Here is a 659-nt window from a genome sequence, read left to right on the forward strand (position 1 = left end):
GCAGGCACCCAGGTGGGCGCCAACACGCAGGACGCCACGCTCGCCACGTCGGGCGGCATCGTCAAGATGTCGGTCGCACCGGTCGCGTCCAACGACAGTGGGCTTGTACGCAGCAGCGTCGATCAGGCAGACGTGCAGGCCACCGCGGCCGGTACCGGCGTCACTGCCGTCGCATCCGACAGCCGTACCCGAGTCGATCCGGCCAGCATTCCGGTGACCAACATTGTGGGTAGCGGCCAGACGTCGCTGACGCAGATCGATCTGCCCATTGGCGGGCTGTATCGCCTCTCCGGCGGCACCGGTACCGATCTCACCGCAATGGGCCGTGCCGCCAACGGCCTGGGCGGCATCAACGCCTGGCGCAGCAATGGCCCCGGCCGTCGTTACCTGATCGAGACCGACCCGCGCTTCGTCAATTACGACAACTTCATCAGCAGCGACTTCCTGCTGGACAAGCTGGGTGTTGATCCAGAGTGGACCCAGACCCGCCTGGGCGATGGCTTCTACGAGCAGCGCCTGGTGCTGGACCAGATCACCCAGCTCACCGGCCGCCGCTATCTGGGCAACTACGCCGACGGCGTGGCGCAGTACCGCGCCTTGCTGGAATCCGGCGTGGTCGCCGCGGGCGAGTTGCAACTGAGCATGGGCGTGGGCTTGAC

The 659-nt window shown here is 66.8% G+C and carries 1 pseudogene; it reads left to right on the plus strand.

The window, feature by feature from the left end:
- Window positions 1-659 (plus strand): annotated as a pseudogene (locus XarbCFBP7408_RS22060) (S-layer family protein); the annotation flags it as partial.

The organism is Xanthomonas arboricola pv. guizotiae (assembly GCF_002940205.1).
In the GTDB taxonomy this organism is placed as follows: Bacteria; Pseudomonadota; Gammaproteobacteria; order Xanthomonadales; family Xanthomonadaceae; genus Xanthomonas; species Xanthomonas arboricola_C.